This is a genomic window from Hyphomonas jannaschiana VP2, assembly GCF_000685215.1.
Lineage (GTDB): Bacteria > Pseudomonadota > Alphaproteobacteria > Caulobacterales > Hyphomonadaceae > Hyphomonas > Hyphomonas jannaschiana.
On the sequence record NZ_ARYJ01000007.1, the window covers coordinates 1 to 14,365 of the forward strand.

Annotated in this window: 15 protein-coding genes, 1 tRNA gene and 1 pseudogene; 11 read left to right on the top strand and 6 right to left on the bottom strand. The window is 61.9% G+C overall.

Annotation, left to right across the window (positions count from 1 at the left end):
* Nucleotides 1–313 (bottom strand): annotated as a pseudogene (locus HJA_RS11555) (hypothetical protein); the annotation flags it as partial.
* 328 nt (nucleotides 314–641) lie between these two features.
* Here HJA_RS11555 and HJA_RS11560 point away from each other — a divergent pair.
* From HJA_RS11560 to tgt, 3 genes are all read left to right on the top strand, one after another.
* Nucleotides 642–2,072, top strand: a complete 1,431-nt coding sequence (locus tag HJA_RS11560; RefSeq protein WP_035582411.1) for an aldehyde dehydrogenase family protein — start codon at nucleotides 642–644, stop codon at nucleotides 2,070–2,072.
* 163 nt (nucleotides 2,073–2,235) lie between these two features.
* Nucleotides 2,236–2,994, top strand: a complete 759-nt coding sequence (locus tag HJA_RS11565; RefSeq protein ID WP_035582415.1) for a thioesterase family protein — start codon at nucleotides 2,236–2,238, stop codon at nucleotides 2,992–2,994.
* Nucleotides 2,995–3,050: 56 nt separating this feature from the next.
* Nucleotides 3,051–4,202 carry a tRNA guanosine(34) transglycosylase Tgt gene (gene tgt / locus HJA_RS11570; protein WP_035582417.1) on the top strand — a complete coding sequence of 384 codons (1,152 nt, stop codon included), beginning with the start codon at nucleotides 3,051–3,053 and terminating at the stop codon, nucleotides 4,200–4,202.
* On the opposite strand, the gene HJA_RS11575 is transcribed toward tgt, so the two are convergent.
* Nucleotides 4,199–4,828: a hypothetical protein gene (locus tag HJA_RS11575; protein WP_035582419.1), complete on the bottom strand. Its 630-nt coding sequence runs from the start codon at nucleotides 4,826–4,828 to the stop codon at nucleotides 4,199–4,201. The genes tgt and HJA_RS11575 overlap by 4 nt on opposite strands.
* A gap of 98 nt (nucleotides 4,829–4,926) precedes the next feature.
* Between HJA_RS11575 and HJA_RS11580 the strand changes: the two genes are divergently transcribed.
* Nucleotides 4,927–5,002, top strand: a tRNA-Lys gene (locus HJA_RS11580).
* A gap of 10 nt (nucleotides 5,003–5,012) precedes the next feature.
* Here HJA_RS11580 and HJA_RS11585 read toward each other — a convergent pair.
* The gene (locus HJA_RS11585; protein WP_081814671.1) at nucleotides 5,013–7,043 is read right to left on the bottom strand and encodes a S9 family peptidase; all 2,031 of its coding nucleotides are present in this window, start codon (nucleotides 7,041–7,043) and stop codon (nucleotides 5,013–5,015) included.
* Nucleotides 7,044–7,173: 130 nt separating this feature from the next.
* Here HJA_RS11585 and folP point away from each other — a divergent pair, with 130 nt between their 5' ends.
* From folP to HJA_RS11605, 4 genes are all read left to right on the top strand, one after another.
* Nucleotides 7,174–8,010, top strand: coding sequence for a dihydropteroate synthase (folP, locus tag HJA_RS11590; RefSeq protein ID WP_199285801.1), 837 nt, complete (start codon nucleotides 7,174–7,176; stop codon nucleotides 8,008–8,010).
* Nucleotides 8,007–8,372: a dihydroneopterin aldolase gene (gene folB, locus HJA_RS11595; protein WP_035582421.1), complete on the top strand. Its 366-nt coding sequence runs from the start codon at nucleotides 8,007–8,009 to the stop codon at nucleotides 8,370–8,372. Before folP ends, folB begins: the two co-directional genes overlap by 4 nt.
* Nucleotides 8,365–8,892, top strand: coding sequence for a 2-amino-4-hydroxy-6-hydroxymethyldihydropteridine diphosphokinase (folK, locus tag HJA_RS11600; protein WP_051597617.1), 528 nt, complete (start codon nucleotides 8,365–8,367; stop codon nucleotides 8,890–8,892). Before folB ends, folK begins: the two co-directional genes overlap by 8 nt.
* Before the next feature lie 68 nt (nucleotides 8,893–8,960).
* A complete protein-coding gene (locus tag HJA_RS11605; protein ID WP_035582424.1) occupies nucleotides 8,961–9,263 on the top strand; it encodes a hypothetical protein in 303 nt (100 codons plus the stop codon).
* Between the two features lie 4 nt (nucleotides 9,264–9,267).
* On the opposite strand, the gene HJA_RS11610 is transcribed toward HJA_RS11605, so the two are convergent.
* From HJA_RS11610 to HJA_RS11620, 3 genes are read right to left on the bottom strand one after another with little or no spacing between them, the layout of a single operon-like run.
* Nucleotides 9,268–10,686: an NAD(P)(+) transhydrogenase (Re/Si-specific) subunit beta gene (locus tag HJA_RS11610; RefSeq protein WP_035582427.1), complete on the bottom strand. Its 1,419-nt coding sequence runs from the start codon at nucleotides 10,684–10,686 to the stop codon at nucleotides 9,268–9,270.
* Nucleotides 10,687–10,689: 3 nt separating this feature from the next.
* On the bottom strand, nucleotides 10,690–11,055 hold the full coding sequence (locus HJA_RS11615; RefSeq protein ID WP_081814673.1) for a proton-translocating transhydrogenase family protein: 366 nt from the start codon (nucleotides 11,053–11,055) through the stop codon (nucleotides 10,690–10,692).
* Entirely contained in the window at nucleotides 11,052–12,182 is a 1,131-nt protein-coding gene (locus HJA_RS11620) for a Re/Si-specific NAD(P)(+) transhydrogenase subunit alpha (protein ID WP_035582430.1), read from the bottom strand. The genes HJA_RS11615 and HJA_RS11620 overlap by 4 nt, the downstream gene beginning before the upstream one ends.
* A 60-nt stretch (nucleotides 12,183–12,242) precedes the next feature.
* Here HJA_RS11620 and HJA_RS11625 point away from each other — a divergent pair, with 60 nt between their 5' ends.
* The 3 genes from HJA_RS11625 to galU all read left to right on the top strand — a co-directional run bounded on the left by HJA_RS11625 (nucleotide 12,243) and on the right by galU (nucleotide 14,346).
* Nucleotides 12,243–13,010 (top strand): SDR family NAD(P)-dependent oxidoreductase, encoded by a 768-nt coding sequence (locus tag HJA_RS11625; protein WP_035582433.1) that lies wholly within the window; start codon nucleotides 12,243–12,245, stop codon nucleotides 13,008–13,010.
* 85 nt (nucleotides 13,011–13,095) lie between these two features.
* Nucleotides 13,096–13,368 (top strand): hypothetical protein, encoded by a 273-nt coding sequence (locus HJA_RS11630; RefSeq protein WP_035582435.1) that lies wholly within the window; start codon nucleotides 13,096–13,098, stop codon nucleotides 13,366–13,368.
* Nucleotides 13,369–13,473: 105 nt separating this feature from the next.
* Nucleotides 13,474–14,346: a UTP--glucose-1-phosphate uridylyltransferase GalU gene (gene galU / locus HJA_RS11635; RefSeq protein ID WP_035582437.1), complete on the top strand. Its 873-nt coding sequence runs from the start codon at nucleotides 13,474–13,476 to the stop codon at nucleotides 14,344–14,346.
* The last annotated feature ends 19 nt before the right edge of the window (nucleotides 14,347–14,365 follow it).

Below are 14,365 nucleotides of genomic sequence, written 5' to 3' on the forward strand. Positions count from 1 at the left end.
CGGACTTATCCGGATCATGACGGACTATAACGGACTGCGCGCGCACGCAGCCACAAAGCGAGACAGGCACATCGCTGCCAAGGGCAGGATGTTTCCAGCGCGGAGTGCGCGGCGCTTCATATGTATAGAGATCATCGGGCGGCGGGGCATCGGCCAGACAGACGAGCCGGATGTTTCCAAAACAGTCCACCGCCATCAGCGCTTCGCGCCCGGTGCGTGCGTGCCAGCGGGCGACGCGCACCAGGTTCCACACCAGCCAGGGCCAGAAGAGCGGCCAGACATGGGTAAAGTAGCGTTGAAGGTCAGGATGCATGCCCTCAAAGATGGGGGCGAGCCCTATCAGACGAATTCAGATCACTCCCCCCAGTGTCATCCCGGAAAGCCCGCAGGGCTTATCCGGGACCTTGTTCCTGTTGTGCGCACACCAGCAAGAAGGTCCCGGATAAACGCTTCGCGTTTTCCGGGATGACACGGTGCGGGTGTGGGATTGGGGCGGAACTATCCCCATATGGTGCAAATCCGGCGTGGATTGACGCAGCGAGAGGCGGGCGCGGCATTGTTTTCGCGCTGTTCCGGCGGGATGGTTCTGTTAGGATCGCTTCAGAGGAAACGTAAAAAACAAAAGATGGGAGGCCTGCACCATGAGTGCCGACATGAAATTCACGATGACAATCAATGGCAAGGCCGTCGCCGGCGCCGAGACATTCGGGGTGGAGAATCCGGCCCTGGGCGAAGTGTTTGCCGAGGCGCCCAATTGCACGCAGGCGGAGCTCGATGAGGCGGTCGCCGCTGCGCGCGCGGCGCTGCCGGGCTGGCGCAAGACGCCCATCGAGAAGCGCAAGGAAGTCATGCTGGCGATTGCCGGTGTCATTGCACAGAACGGCGAAGAGCTGGCCCGCCTTCTGACGCGGGAACAGGGCAAGCCGTTCGAGCAGGCGATGGGCGACGTGCTGGGCGGCGCCCACTGGTTTGCCGAAACGGCCAAGCTGGACATTCCGGAAGTCGTTTCGCAGGACGATGACGAGCGCTACACGGTCACCCGCTATGAGCCGATTGGCGTTGTCGCGGCCATTGTGCCGTGGAACTTCCCGATCATCCTGGCTGCGTTCAAACTGGCACCTGCGCTGCTGGCCGGGAACACAATCGTGCTGAAGCCGGCGCCGACGACACCGCTGACGACGCTGCGCCTTGTGGAACTGATCCGCGATGTGGTGCCTGCGGGTGTGCTGAATGTCGTCTCTGGCGATGACCGGCTCGGCCCCTGGCTGACCGGCCATTCCGGCATCGACAAGATCAGCTTCACCGGATCGACCCAGACGGGCCGCAAAGTGATGGAAGGGGCCTCGAAAGAGCTGAAGAAGGTGACGCTGGAACTCGGCGGCAATGACGCGGCCATCGTCATGCCGGACGTGAACGTTGAGGCCGTCGCGCAGCAGCTGTTCTGGGCGGCATTCCAGAACACCGGGCAGATCTGCATCGCGACGAAGCGCATGTATGTGCACAAGGACATTTACGAGCCGCTGAAGGCCGCGCTGGTGGAATATGCCAAGACCGTGAAGGTTGGCGACGGCTCCCAGCAGGGCACGCAGATCGGGCCGATCCAGAACAAGGCGCAGTATCAGCGTGTGCTGGACCTGATCCAGGATTCGAAAGACAAGGGCTACAAATTCCTGATCGGCGGCGAAGCCTCCACGGCGCCGGGCTATTTCGTGCCGGTGACCATCCTCGACAATCCGCCCGAAGATGCGCGTATCGTTCAGGAGGAACAGTTCGGGCCGGTCCTGCCGCTGATGTCGTTCGACAATCTCGATGAAGTCGTCAGCCGTGCCAATGATACGATCTACGGCCTCGGCGCCTCGGTCTGGAGTGCAGACATCGCCAAGGCGCAGGAAATTGCCGACCAGCTGGAAACCGGCACGGTGTGGATCAACGAGACCCAGCACCTGTCGCCGCACGCCGTGTTCGGCGGGGCGAAACAGTCCGGCATTGGCGGGGAAGGCGGCGAGCATGGCCTGCTGGAATTCTGCCAGCCCAAGACGACCAATATCCGCCGCAATGCGACGGTCGCCTGAGGCAGCAGGACGGCTGGCCGAAAGCGGACATTTCTGACGGAAAGAGGCGGGCGCGGCATGACGCGCTCGCCTCTGCCTTTTCCTGCCGTGATCCGTGTTGACCGCCCTAGGGGCAGGTGCGGTTGCCACTGTCCGGCAAGACCGGATTTGAAAGGAACATGATTTGGACCCCTATTTTTACCGGAAAAAGGACTATGTGATCGCCACCGAACATGGCGCAGGACCTTGGGATCCGCGCATGCTGCATGGCGGCGCGCCGTCTGGCCTGATTGCCAGTATTGTGCAGAATTTGCCGAGCGAAGTGCCGATGTCGGTAACGCGCCTGACCATCGACCTGCAGCGCCCGGTGCCTGTGGGGATGCTGGACATCGATGTGAACATTACCCGCGAAGGGCGCAACATTCAGACCTCGGAAATCATCCTGTCCGCCAATGGCAAGCAGGTTGTCCGGGCCTCGGCGCTGAAGATCCGCAAGGAAGAGCTGAAGCTGCCGGAAGAGTCGGCGATGCCGGAAATTGAGGGCACCATTCCGGAAACGCCCATCGGCTTCCCGCGTGCGGTCGGTTTCAATACGGCGGTGGAGATGCGCACGGAAGACCCGGCGGCCGTCTCGCGCAAGGCGGTCTGGTTCCACATCAAACGGCCTTTCCTGGACAGCCAGGAGACGACGCCGCTGATGCGGGCGGCGGCGACGGGCGACTATTGCAACGGGTTCGGCTCGACGCTCGATTTTGACGTTTGGACCTATATCAATGCCGACCTGACGCTGCACTTCGCGCGCGAGCCTGTGGGCGAATGGATCAAGCTGGAGGCCAATTCCTGGATCGGCCCGGATGGCCGCGGGCTAGGCTTCGGGGAATTGTCGGACCAGCATGGACCCTTCGGCCGGGCGGTCCAGTCTCTGGTGATCGCGAAGCGCTGAGCTGTCGGTGAGCGGGCGGGCTTTGCCGGGCGGCAAAGCTCGCTTATACGCCGCGCATGACAACCTTTCCGTTTGAGATCAAGGCCCGCGAGGGCAAGGCGCGCACGGGCGTGCTGAAAACGCCGCGCGGCGACATCCGCACGCCGGCCTTTATGCCCGTGGGGACAGCGGGCACCGTGAAAGCGCTCTATATGGATCAGGTGAAGGGCGCCGGGGCAGACATCATCCTCGGCAATACCTACCACCTGATGCTGCGCCCCGGTGCCGAACGGGTCAGCCGTCTGGGTGGTCTGCACAAATTCGCGCACTGGGACGGTCCGATGCTGACCGATAGCGGCGGCTTTCAGGTGTGGAGTCTCGCCCAGCTGCGCAAGATGGATGCCGACGGGGTGACCTTCCAGAGCCATATCGATGGCTCCACGCACCGGCTGGACCCGGCGCGCAGCATCGAGATCCAGGCAGACCTGCTTGGCGCCGACATCTCCATGCAGCTTGACGAGTGCACCGATTATCCGTGCACGCATGAGCAGGCAGAAGAGAGCCTCGAACTCTCCCTGCGATGGGGCGAGCGCAGCCTCGATGCGTTCGGCGAACGGGATGCGCAGACGCTGTTTGGCATCATTCAGGGCTCGAACTTTGCCGATCTGCGCGAACGGTCCGCAAAAGGGGTCGTGTCGCAAGGGTTCGGCGGGATTGCGCTTGGCGGTCTCGCGGTGGGCGAGGGGCATGCGCAGATGTGCGAGACGATCGACATGACCGTGCCGCACCTGCCGGATGGCATGCCGCGTTACGTGATGGGGGTGGGCAAGCCGATCGACCTGGTGGAGAGCGTGGCCCGCGGTATCGACATGTTCGATTGCGTGCTGCCGACCCGGTCCGGGCGCCACGGACAGGCCTGGACCTGGGCCGGGCCGGTGAACGTCAAGAATGCGAAATTCGCGGAGGACCTCTCCCCGCTGGATGACGCCGTCGACTGCCCGGCCAGCCGCGACTATCCGCGCGCCTATTACCACCACCTGTTCCGGGCGGGGGAGTATCTGGGGCCAATGCTGCTGAGCTGGCACAACACAGCCTTCTTCCAGGCCCTGATGCAGGAGATCCGGACGTCCATCGCCGAAGGACGGTTCGAGACGCTGAGAGCGCGGCTCAGTGACGCCTGGGCCTCCACAAAGTCGAAGCCCCGCGCCTCCGAGGGTGAGCCTGGTTAGTCCGGTGTGTCGCCTTTGAACAGGGTCTTGTCGGGCTCTGCTTCAACCGGGTTCGGCCGGGCAGGCGGCGGACAGTTCCGGGCGAGGCCAACGCCCTTCAGATAGGCCCTGCGCTGGGCGCCGAGCCGGAAGGCCTGATTGTACTTCTTCTGATAGGCATAGGCCCCCGTCGCGCGCCGCACGAGGCTGCGGAAGGGAATCAGGCCGCTGGCGGTCGACGAAATCGTGTCGAGCGCTGCATCGGAGGCTTCATCAGCCAGTTTTTCCGTCCGCAGGCGCTCGTCGGGGTTTTCGGTATCCCAGTCTGGCCCGAGCGCAGCGTCCAGCTCCGCCAGCATCAGCGTGATTTCGGAACAGCCAATGTCTTCCGGCACGTCATAGGGGCTTTCGATCCCCTGCAGGACAACGGGAATCGGGTCGCGCTTCAGGTTCAGATCCTCCAGCGGGGACATGGCGGCATCGGGAATACCGTCTTTTGTCTGGGTGTAAGCGCTGCCAGCTGCCGCTTCGGTGTTCTTTACGACCCCCTGGGAGGCCGCGTCATTTTCCGCAGGGGCAGGTTCGGGGCTGCTGGCACAGGCTGCAGCCAGAAAGAGGGCGGGCAGGATCAGGATGGAATATCTCATGATTTCAGTTTGAGAGAAGAAATGTGACGACTTGTGGCGATTGGGTGCAGGCGGGTGTTGACCAGTCCCGAACCCTTCTCTAAATGGGCCGCTCTGGCGTGCCCTTAGCTCAGCTGGTAGAGCAACTGACTTTTAATCAGTAGGTCGCAGGTTCGAACCCTGCAGGGCACACCATCTTCTCCCCTCACTCTCCCTTCACATGGTTATCGTACCAGCCAACATAGCGCTGGTAGCGGTCTGCGACAAAGCTTGGCCGTCCGATTGAATGGTCTTCGCCCGGATACACGACCAGCCCGGTTTCGATGCCGCGCTTGCGAAGGGCCTGGTACATTTCCTCCGAATTGAGAATCGGCACGTTCCAGTCCGCGCCGCCGCCGATGAACAGGCTGGGTGTGGTGACATTGCCGATCTGGTAGAAGGGCGAGATCCGGTGCCATTCGGACTGGTTCTCCCAGGGCAGGCCGAGTTCCATCACCCATTCGCGCTGATAGATGTCGTGGCCGTAATTGGCCGTATAGTTCGCCTCGCTGGCGCCGCTGACGGCGCCTTTGAACCGGCCGGTCTTTGTGATCACGTAATTGGTGAGAATGCCGCCATAGGACCAGCCGCCGACGCCGAGACGGTTTTCATCGGCCAGGCCCATTTCCACGGCCTTGTCGACACCGGCCATGACGTCGGCAAAGTCCCGGTTGCCCCAGTCGGCCCAGATGGCGGACGCATAGTCCTGCCCGCGCCCGCTGGAGCCGCGTGGATTGACCATGACGGTCGTGTAGCCATTGGCGGCATAGATCTGGGCAAATGGGTCAAAGCCATAGTCAAACTGCGCCACAGGGCCGCCGTGGATGCGCAGGATGGCCGGAGGCACGGCGTTTCCGCTTATGCCCAGCGCCGGGTAGATGAATTCCTGCACCGTATCGCCATCAGGATTCGTGAAGTCGACGAATTGCGGCGTGGATAGCGACAGCTGGTTCAGCAGATCCGCATTGGTGTGCGTCACCTGGCTGAGCTTTCCACGCTTGTCGCTGAAGAAGATGTCGCTGGGCACAGCCGGGGTCGACACCACGGCGGCCATCGTGCCCTTCGGTCCGAGGTCGAAGCCTGTGACGGCCAGTTCGCCGTCGATGACTTTGCGGATCGAATTCTTTCTCAGGTCGTAGGCTGACACCGGCTGTGTGCCGGAGTCTTCGCTAAGGAAGTAGATGGTCCGCCCATCCTCGGAGAAGGCCGGGGAATAGACGTTCCGGTCCAGCGCCTCGGTCAAAACCTCTTCCTTGCCGCCATCGGCGGGCACGACGGCCAGGTGAATGGTGGCATACCAGACAAGCTCCGGCTGGATCTGGGCGGTGTAAGCGATGGACTTTCCGTCCGGGCTCCAGTCCGGCGATGCATCGGTCCCCGGGTTGAAGGTGAGTTGCCGGGGATCGGCTGGCGCGGCCGAGGTGTCTGCCGGAATGGTGAAGATGTCGGAATTGAAATTGTCGTCCGGTTCTTCGGTATGGTTGCTGACATAGGCGATCTGCTTGCCGTCGGGGCTCCAGTCCGGCTCGCTGTCATCGCGCTGGCCGAAGGTCAGCTGGACAGGTTCCTCATTGCGGCCGGCGGTTACGTAAAGATGGGTATAGGTGCGGTCCAGATAGCCGACCCCGTCTTCTTTGAACTGCAGGCGATCGATGACGTAGGGATGTTCCTTCGGCGTATCGCCATTGGCTTTGGCCTCCCGGTCTGCCTTGGCGTTGTCACTCTCATCGGTGATGAGCAGGGCCATGCGCTTGCCGTCCGGGGCCCATTCGAAGCCGTCCACGCCTTGGGTCACATCAGTGTAGGCCAAGGCCTCGCCGCCGCGCATGTCCAGCGTCCAGACCTGCGTGGCCGCTTCCTCGTCGAGATCGTCACGGGCGGCCAGGAAGGCGAGTTGCGATCCGTCCGGGCTCCATTGCGGGTCGCTCGCGCTGTAGGTTTCGCCGGTCAGCGGCAGGACGGTGCCGTCTTCCATGGAGACCATCCAGATACGGGTGAAGGTCTTGTCCTCGTCCATGTCGTTGCGTTTGACGGTGTAGGCAGCCCAGGCCCCGTCCGGGCTGAGGTCCACTGAGGAGACATCCCGGATTGCCAGCAGATCGTCGACCGTGATCGCGCGCTTTTCCTGTGCCGAGGCGGGCACGGCGGCCAGGGCGAGCAGGGCGCAGAGGCTGAGGGATGACTTCAGATATTTCATGGGGGAGGCTCCTCGAAGAGAACGTAAAGCTTACTCTCTTCCTGTGGCGCGGCAATGGCGTGCTGAAACCTCAGTTTGCCGCACCGGATTGGCCTGTTATATCCGCGCTTTCACCGCGCGAGGGGCCGGTATGGACAACGCCGTCCGCAAGACAATCCGGGAAGAGTTGCTGCACCGGCTGACCGGTGGGCGGGTGATGCTGATGGGCATCCTGAACGTGACGCCGGATTCCTTCTCGGATGGCGGCGAGCATTACGGGCTGGCCGAGGCGCTACGCCATGCGGAACAGATGCAGCAGGAAGGTGCGGATATCATCGATGTCGGCGGAGAGTCGACGCGCCCGAATGCCGACGAGGTGGATGCCGAAGAAGAATGGCGCCGGGTCTCAGGCGCGATTGCTGCGCTTTCGGAAGCTGGCGCGCTGCCGCTGTCCATCGATACCTACAAGGCGTCTGTCGCACGCCAGGCGGCCGCCGCAGGCGCTGTGATCATAAATGACGTCTGGGGCATGACGCGTGACCCTGACATGGCTGCAGCGGTGTCTGAAACGGCCAGTCTTGTCGTTGTGACCTACAATCGCGGCAAGGCAGACGGCACGATCAATCTGCGTGACGACATGGCCAGCTTCTTTGCCGAGAGCTTTGCCGAGGCGGATGCGCACGGCATTCCGCGCGAGCATGTGATCCTCGACCCGGGCGTCGGGTTCGGGAAAACCTACGAACAGAATTTCGGTGTCCTGGCCAATCTCGATGTGCTCACGGACACCGGGCGCCCGGTTCTGGTCGGCGTGTCCCGGAAGTCCTTTATCGGGCGCCTGACGGGCAACCCTGTCGGCGACCGGTTGATCGGGACGCTTGCCGCCAATCTGGACAGCGTCAGCCGCGGCGCATCCATCCTGCGGGTGCACGATGTTGCTGCGCACCGCGAAGCCCTCAACATGTTGGAAGCAATCGAGAAAGCAAAATGACCGACCGCGTATTCGTCACCAATCTGTGCCTTCATGGGTTTCACGGGCTTCACAAGGCTGAAAACTCCCTCGGGCAAAAATTCTATATCGACCTGGATTGCGAGCTGAAGCCGCAGGCGGCCCGCAAGGACGAGATGTCTGAGACGGTTCACTATGGCGAACTGTGCGATCTGGCTGAGCGTCTGTCCGGGGAGACAGTTTTCAATCTCATCGAAACATTTGCAGAGCGGATCGCGTTCGCCGTGCTGGAAGACCAGCCACTTGTGGAGCGGATCACGGTGACGGTTCGCAAACCGTCCGCGCCGATCCGGCACTTTGTCGATCATGTGGGTGTGGTCATTACGCGGAGCCGTGATGGCTGAGGCCTTTCTCGCGCTGGGAACCAATCTGGGCGACCGGGAAGACTATCTGGCACGCGCGCTGGCGCAGCTGGAGGAGGCGGAAGGGATTTGTCTCGGCCAGCTCTCCCGCGTCTACACCTCGAAGGCCTGGGGCGTCACTGATCAGCCCGACTTCTTCAACATCTGTGTGCAGATCGAAACGGATCTGGCGCCGCTTGATCTGCTGGACGTGTGCAAACGTATCGAGCGGGAGCTGGGGCGAGAGGTGCGCGAGCGCTGGGGGCCGCGCGAGATCGATATCGACATCCTCCTGATGGACGGCGTGGACATGGATACGCCAACCCTGACCATTCCGCATGCGCGTATGATGGAGCGGCGCTTCGTGATGGACCCGCTGGCCGAAATCGCGCCGGACCGGGAGATCGACGGGATCCGCGTGGCGGACCTGTCGCGGCATCTGCGGGCTGACCCGGGCGCTCTGGCGTGTGCCCCGGATACTGTCGCGACGGAACGGCTCGGCGCCTTGCGGTCGCAGGACTGAGGACGGCGCGGTCTATATCGGAACAGAGGCGCCGACCTGCACGTTGGTATCCTGAAAGGAGCACCGACATGACCCGCTATGCAACCGATATGGCCCCCACAAACAAGGAAACGGAAGGCAATCATGGCGTTCTGCGCGATGACGGTCAGAAGGACCGTCCGAAAGATGAGAGCGTGCAGGAGCGCATCGACGAGGGCAACAATCCGGTCCTCATGCCGCGTGACGAACGTTTTCCGAATGCGCCCGATACGCTGAACGCCGACAAGGGCGCGCGGCCGGCCGAGGAAACGGCCAACCGCGAAACCCTGAATACGCAGGAACTCGAAGACGCTTACGCGCAGACGGATCCGGGCGTTACACCGAAGGACTGACGCCCTAGAGCGACTTGACGATGTCTTCCACCATCTTCTTCGCGTCAGCGAGCAACATCATTGTGTTGTCGTTGAAGAAGAGCGGGTTATCGACACCGGCATAGCCGGAGCCCATCGAGCGCTTAACGAACAGCACGGTGCGGGCGTTCTCAACGTCGAGCACCGGCATCCCGTAGATCGGCGAGGATTTGTCCGTCTTGGCTGACGGGTTGGTCACGTCATTGGCGCCGATGACGAAGGCCACATCCGCGGTCGAGAATTCGGAGTTGATGTCCTCCAGCTCGAACACTTCGTCATAGGGCACCTGGGCTTCAGCCAGCAGCACGTTCATGTGCCCCGGCATCCGGCCTGCGACCGGGTGGATGGCATACTTCACTTCGACGCCTTCCTCCTTCAGCAGCTCCGCCATTTCCTTCAGCGCGTGCTGGGCCTGCGCCACAGCCATGCCGTAGCCCGGCACGATGATGACCTTGGAGGCGTTCTTCATGATGAAGGCCGCATCGTCGGCAGAGCCCTTCTTGAACGGGCGGTCGACGGCCGGGCCACCTGCGCCTGCTGCAGAATCGTCAGCACCGAAGCCACCGAGGATCACCGAGATGAAGCTACGGTTCATGCCTTTGCACATGATGTAGGAGAGGATCGCACCGGAGGAGCCGACAAGGGCGCCCGTGATGATCAGGGCAAAATTTCCAAGCGTGAAGCCGAGGGCGGCAGCCGCCCAACCCGAATAGGAGTTCAGCATCGACACGACGACCGGCATGTCGGCCCCGCCGATCGGGATGATCAGCGTGATGCCGAGGATCAGGGCGAGCACTGTGAGGCCCCAGAAGGCCCACGGTGCCTGTCCGTTCACGGAAATCAGGTAGCCAAGCAGGCCAATAATGCCGAGACCAATCAGGATGTTCAGCAGGTGGCGGGCTGGCAGCATGATCGGCGCACCGCTCATATTGCCGTTCAGTTTCGCAAACGCGATGACCGAGCCGGTGAAGGTGAGGGCACCGATCGCTGAGCCAAGACCGAGTTCGATCAGGGATGCGCCCTTGATGCCGACATCGCCTGCGATGCCGAACTGGATCGGCGAGTAGAAGGCCGCTGCGGCCACGAGCACGGCGGCCATGCCGACAAGGCTATGGAACGCGGCAACAAGCTGAGGCATCGCCGTCATGGGGATGCGGCGGGCAATGATTGCGCCGATGATGCCGCCCACGGCAACACCAGCCAGGATCAGGCCCCATGTGGTGAGGTCAAGATCACCCCAGAGAAGGGCGAGCGTGGTGCCCACGGCGATGGCCATGCCGATCATGCCGTTGCGGTTGCCCGCGCGGCTGGTGGCAGGGCTGGAAAGGCCGCGAAGGGCCAGAATGAAGAGGATGCCGGCGATCAGATAGAGCAGCGGCGCCCAGGTGGAGTGGAAGGAGTCCATGAATTAGTCCCCCTTCTTCTTGTACATGGCCAGCATGCGCTGGGTGACGAGGAAGCCGCCGAAAATGTTCACGCTGGCAAGCGCGACGGCGACCGTGCCGAGGATCTTGGAGACCCAGTTGTCGGAGTTGAGGCCGACCGTAGCCGCAGCGACAAGTGCGCCGACAACGATCACGGACGAAATGGCATTGGTCACAGCCATCAGCGGCGTGTGCAGGGCCGGGGTGACGCTCCACACGACATAATAGCCGACGAAACAGGCCAGCGCGAAGATGGCGGCCAGGAAGACGGTGGAATCGATTCCGCCGCCATCGGCAAAGGCGGGCAGCGCAACGCTGGCCGCGACGAGGGTCAGGAGTGCGCGTTTCATGATTGGATCCTTTCGTTCACCGTGTCGCCGCCCCGGGTGAGGAGCATGGCGACGACGACTTCGTCATCGGTGTCGAGATTGAGGCTGCCGTCTTCGGCCGTCACGAGCGGCAGGAAGGCGAGCAGGTTCTTGGCGTAAAGCGAGGACGAGTCTGCGGGCAGGCGGGCGGGCAGGTTCGAGAACCCGGCCACTTTCACGCCGCCGACATCGACAATCTCATCCGGCTTCGATAGCGGGCAGTTGCCGCCCTGCGCCACCGCCATGTCGACGATGACGGATCCCGGCTTCATGCTTTTCACCATATCCTCGGTGATGAGGACGGGCGCAGCCCGGCCCGGGATGAGCGCCGTGGTGACGACAATGTCCTGTTTTGCGATGTGGCTGGCCGTCAGTTCAGCTTGTTTGGCCTGGTATTCAGGCGACATTTGTTTGGCATAGCCGCCAGCAGTTTCTGCCGCCTTGAACTCGTCATCCTCGACCGCGATGAACTTCGCACCGAGTGAGGCGACCTGTTCCTTGGCGGCGGGTCGCACGTCGGTTGCGGTAACCACACCGCCGAGACGGCGGGCGGTGGCGATGGCCTGAAGACCGGCAACGCCGGCCCCCATCACGAACACTTTTGCGGGGGCGACCGTGCCTGCGGCGGTCATCATCATCGGCATGGCGCGGCCATAAATCTGCGCGCCTTCAATCACGGCACGATAGCCGGAGAGGTTGGACTGGGACGAGAGCGCATCCATGCTCTGCGCCCTTGTGATACGCGGCGTGAATTCCATCGAGAGCGCCGCAATCTTTTTTGCATTGAGTCCTGCGAGAACCTTCGGGTCCATCGCAAACGGTTCCATGAGCGCGATCAGGGCCGTCCCGTCCGGAAGGGCAGCGATCTCGTCTTCTTCTGGTCCGCGGACCTTGAAGACGATGTCTGCCCCCTGGACGGCAGACGCCGCATCCTTTGCTATGGATGCGCCTGCCTCCTCATAGGCGGAGTCCAGAAACCCGGCAGTCTTGCCGGCATCGGACTCGATTGTAACCGAGTGGCCGGAGGCCACTAGCTTCTTGACCGTCTCTGGTGTAGCCGCCACACGGGTCTCACCAGAACGTCGTTCCCTCAGCACTGATATTTTCATGATGCTAGGAGTAGCGACAGAATCTTGCGTTGTGCAAGTGCGAAATGAGGAGTTTGGGGCATGGATTTGTTTAGTCTTTCTGACAAGACCGCTTTGGTGACCGGTGCATCGAGCGGATTGGGCCGCCATTTTGCGAAGGTTCTGTCTCAGGCTGGCGCCGATGTTGTGCTTGCTGCGCGCCGCATGGATCGCCTGGAAGCACTGGCGGAAGAGATTACCAAATCCGGCGGCCGCGCCCTGCCGGTGGAGATGGACGTGACGTCTGACGAGAGCGTCAGCGGGGCTTTTGCAGAGGTCAAAGAAGCGCTGGGCCGTCCCTGCGATATTATTGTGAGCAATTCGGGTATGTCGCGCGATACCTGGTTCCGCGACCAGAGCGAAGATGACTGGAACGCGGTCATCGATACGAATCTGAACGGTGTCTGGCGGGTCGGGAAGCACGCGACGAATGCGATGATCGAGGCCGGCGTGCCTGGTTCGATCATCAATATCGCGTCGATCACCGGCCTGCAGCCGCAGATGATGACCACCGCATATTGCGTCTCCAAGGCAGGCGTCGAGCACCTGACGAAGCAGATGGCGCTGGAGAATGCGCGCTACGGGATCCGCGTGAATGCGATCTCGCCGGGCTACTACAAGACCGACATCAATGCCGACTATCTCGATTCCGATGCGGGCGACAAAATGCGCAAGCGGATCGCGATGAAGCGCTTCGGCGAGCATCACGAACTGGACGGGGCGCTGCTCTTGCTGTCGTCCAGGGCTGGCAGCTACATGACCGGCTCGAACATTGTCGTCGACGGTGGTCATCTGCTGCTGCCGCTCTAGCGATAAAACTCATTCTTTTATCTGGCGTTAGCCAAGCCTTAGGGTCTGGGATGGCAGAAGGGACGGCAATCTGAAGGAGATTGCCGTGTCCGCCCTCAAAGCCCCGAAAGACAATCATCCGGAAACCGATGCGGCGCATGACGCGGAGGCCAATGCCCCGGCGCGGGAAACGCATGGCTGGCAATTCGGTGACCTCAAGGCCCATGGCGCGGGATCTCCGGCCCGGAAGCTCCAGTCGCACCTGGCAGAGCGCCTGCACCGGGCAAACCGGTTGCCCATCCGGGGTGCACTGGCCACGCTGGCTGTGATTTGCCTATCGATGTCTGTCGCAGGCCTCTACCTGCTTACATTTGCCTGACACATTACCGGGATAGGTTTTGGTGATGCCCTTGGGTGACCTTGGCAGGCAAATTGCTTATCAAACAGGGCAGTTTTCACCTGATACACGAGAAATGGATTTGATATGCGCGTAAAAAAGGCTGTCCTGCCGGTTGCTGGCTTCGGCACACGTGTGCTGCCGGCAACAAAAGCGATTCCGAAGGAAATGCTTCCGGTCGTTGATCGCCCCGCCATTCAATATGTGGTCGATGAAGCGCTTGAAGCCGGCATTGAGCACATTGTTTTCGTCACGGGGCGCAACAAAGGCGCGATCGAAGACTATTTCGACCATTCCTACGAACTGGAAGAAGCCCTCGTCGCGAAGAAGAAAGACGCCATCCTGAAACAGGTGGAGCAGAGCCGCCTGCCGTCCGGCGCGGCGAGCTTTACCCGCCAGCAAAAGCCGCTGGGACTTGGTCACGCTGTCTGGTGTGCCCGGGACATCATCGGCAACGAGCCGTTCGCCGTGCTGCTGCCGGACGTGATCGTGAAGGGCAAACCGTCCTGCCTCGCGCAGATGGTTGCGGCCTATGATAAGGTCGGCGGCAACATCGTCGCGGTCGACCCGGTGCCGGAAGAGCGCGTGTCCTCCTATGGTGTGATCGCTCCGGTCGAGCGCGATGGGCGCCTGATCCGCATGTCCGGCATGGTGGAGAAGCCGCCGGTCGAATCGGCGCCGTCGAACCTTGCGATAACCGGCCGCTACATCCTGCAGCCGGAAATCTTCGATCTCCTCGAAAACCAGGGCAAAGGCGCCGGTGGCGAGATCCAGCTCACCGACTCCATGGCCACCCTGATGGAGAGCCAGGAATTTTACGCTTATGAATTCGAAGGCGCGCCGTATGATTGCGGATCCAAGGTCGGCTATTTCGAAGCGGTGCTGGCCCATGCCCTCGATAATGAGGAAACGGCTGCCGGTGCGCGCGAACTGGTGAAGAAATTCGCCGCAGAGCTCTAAGCTGATTTTCCCGGAGGCC